Origin of the sequence: Kluyvera genomosp. 1 (assembly GCF_001266615.1) — a bacterium.
GTDB lineage: Bacteria > Pseudomonadota > Gammaproteobacteria > Enterobacterales > Enterobacteriaceae > Kluyvera > Kluyvera cryocrescens_A.
In genome coordinates this window covers 1-2,729 of sequence record NZ_LGHZ01000061.1, presented here as the reverse complement: position 1 = coordinate 2,729, position 2,729 = coordinate 1, and the positions used below count along the sequence as shown (strand labels likewise).

Below are 2,729 nucleotides of genomic sequence, written 5' to 3'. Positions count from 1 at the left end.
GCTGAGGGAACCGCGTAGCGGCGATTCTGCCGCCAAAGCGCGGGGGTGCAGGGGGCGGCGGCGATTGGCCGCCCCCTGCGCGCTCCTTGCGCCATGCAAGTTATATGGCATGCGCTGAACAAGGAGCGCAAACAGCTGGGAAGCTCAACGGAATATCTACCTATTATCGTTAAAACACCGACTTCGTGGTCCACACCCTGCTGCGCCAGCGCCGATACATCAGCATCGCCCGCAGCCCTTCATCGATGATATAAGCCAACCACACGCCCACTAGCCCAAGCCCCAAATGTAGCCCAAGCAGCCACGAAAACGGCAGGCTCACAATCCACATCACGATAATGCCGCAAATAAAGGGAAAGCGAACGTCCCCGGTCGCGTTCAGACTACTGATCACAATGATATTGGTGGCTCGCCCCAGTTCCAGCAAAATAGAGAACATAAATAGGCGCTTGGTCAGGGCGATAACCTCCTGATTGGCGGTAAACAGCTGCATGATTGGCTCAGCAAACAGATAAATAAGGACGCTTATCGTCAGCGCGACCATGAGCCCAAGCCGCCAGCTCTTTATCCCTTGCTGGTAAGCAGCATCGATTTCCCGCGCCCCCACCGCACGGCCAATAATAATCTGCGAGGCCTGACCGATGGACATGGCAAAAAGCGCCACAAACTGACTGATGGTCGAGGCGTAAACTTTGGTAGTGAGCGCCTCGGTACCAAGGAAAGCAATGATCGCGGTGACCACCAGCTGCGACCCGGCATAAGAGAGGTTTTCCCCCGCAGATGGCAGCCCGTAACGTAAAATCGCGCCGAGTATTTTGCGTGAACACTGCTGAAGTTTCTGCCAGCGAAAGGTGTAACCGATATATTTACGCAGCATCCACGCCGAAATCATCATCCCGACCACGTTGGCGATACAGACGGCAATCCCAACACCAGTGACCCCAAGCCCGAGATAGCTTAGCTTGCCATACAAAAACAGATAATTAAGAACGACGTTAACCACGCTGACCGTGATAGGCACCACCATCGCCTGGCGCACGTAGCCGTGAGTACGCAAAATGGGCAGAATAGACGAGTAGAGCGCGATAACCACCGAAATACCGCCGATAATACGGATAAACGGCGAGCCGACCATCACCAGCGATTCACTCAGACCAAGCAAACGCAGGAAAGTATCTCCCAGAAACACGAAAACCAGGCTCATCGCTACGCCGATGAAGAACGCCACGACCAGCCCGTTGGTAATGACCCGCTCCACCCGCTTAAAGCGTTTTGCGCCGATCAGCTGCGCCACCACGATCTGCACGCCGACGGTCAAAAAGCCGTAGAAAATAACCGAGATGGCTAAGATTTGGTTGGCGACGCCGGTAGCCGCAACGGCCTCATCGGAATAGTGCCCCAGCATAAACACGCTGACATAGCCCAGCATCAGCCGCAGCAGTTGTTCAACAAATATCGGCCAGGCAAGGGTATACAGCCCTAACCTTACCGGAGTCTCCGCGCCAGACATTCATAATCTCCCTTTATTCACCCAACGCCGCATCCAACAGGGAATAATCGACCTTCTCCCCCGGATGCGTCTAACCAATCGATGCGCTCGCGTTCAAATTCAGAAAAACGCACGGTGGTTGGAGGAGATTCCGTGGTAAAAACGTGTTATATCCTGAGCCTATAGGGTTTGACTGAACATCTTTGGGGAGTAAATCAATGAAACGTGCATTACCGGCTCTTGCCCTGCTGCTGGCAAGCGGTTCAGCGCTGGCGGATGATTGCGCCAACGCCAGCACCCAAGCCGATATCAACGCCTGTGCCGCCAACCAGTATCAGGCGGCCGATAAAAAACTGAATCAAACCTGGCAGGACGTTCTTAAACGCGCACAGCCCGCCCAGCGCGAATTGCTGAAAAAAGCACAAACGGCCTGGATTAGCCTGCGCGACGCCGACTGTGCATTTATCAGCTCAGCCACCGAAGGCGGCAGCATTCAGCCGATGATTCACAGCCAGTGTCTGGCCGATAAAACCGAAGAGCGCGAAGCATACCTGGCTTCGCTTCTGCAGTGTGAAGAAGGCGATCTGAGCTGCCCGCTTCCACCGGCGAACTAACGCACGCGAATGCCGTCGATAATGATCCGCTGGACGTTTTCGACGGTTTGCTGGAAAAAGGTCTCATCACGTAGCGTTTTGCCGGTCACCGCTTCCACTTGGGTGGCAAAGTCAGCGTAATGCTGCGTGGTTGCCCAGATCATAAAGATCAGATGATGCGGATCAATGGGCGCCAGTTTACCGGCGTTGACCCACGCGGCGATAATCGCGGATTTATCCGCCACCAGCGCTTTCAAATCCCCGGTCAGTTCATCCATGACCAGCGGTGCGCCCTGTAGCATTTCAAGACAGAACAGCTTTGAAGCCTGCGGATAATCGCGGGAGACTTCAAGCTTCAGGCGGATGTACTCTTTAATTGCCACCAACGGCGCCAGGTCTTCGCGAAACGCCTTCAGCGGTGCCAACCAGATATCGAGGATTTGCTGCATCACGGCGACGTAGAGCGCCTCTTTCGACGGGAAATAGTACAGCAGATTGGTTTTTGATACCCCGGCCTGTTCCGCCACCTGCTCGAGGCGCGTGCCGTGGATCCCATACTGTGAAAAGGTATTCAGCGCGGCGGTCAGAATGGCCTGTTTCTTTGCGCTCACCGCCTGTGAACGCTTGCCACTCTTCTTTACCTGTCT

The 2,729-nt window shown here is 54.8% G+C and carries 3 protein-coding genes; 1 reads left to right on the top strand and 2 read right to left on the bottom strand.

Annotated elements, in window-relative coordinates:
* Positions 1-169: 169 nt before the first annotated feature.
* Positions 170-1,510 (bottom strand): MATE family efflux transporter, encoded by a 1,341-nt coding sequence (locus tag KP80_RS22050; protein WP_052285776.1) that lies wholly within the window; start codon positions 1,508-1,510, stop codon positions 170-172.
* Between the two features lie 197 nt (positions 1,511-1,707).
* Between KP80_RS22050 and KP80_RS22045 the strand changes: the two genes are divergently transcribed.
* The gene (locus KP80_RS22045) at positions 1,708-2,103 is read left to right on the top strand and encodes a lysozyme inhibitor LprI family protein (RefSeq protein WP_052285775.1); all 396 of its coding nucleotides are present in this window, start codon (positions 1,708-1,710) and stop codon (positions 2,101-2,103) included.
* Here KP80_RS22045 and rutR read toward each other — a convergent pair.
* Positions 2,100-2,729, bottom strand: a 630-nt coding sequence (rutR, locus tag KP80_RS22040; protein WP_052285774.1) for an HTH-type transcriptional regulator RutR, incomplete at its 5' end; no start/stop codon positions are given. The two genes, KP80_RS22045 and rutR, sit on opposite strands and share 4 nt — an antisense overlap.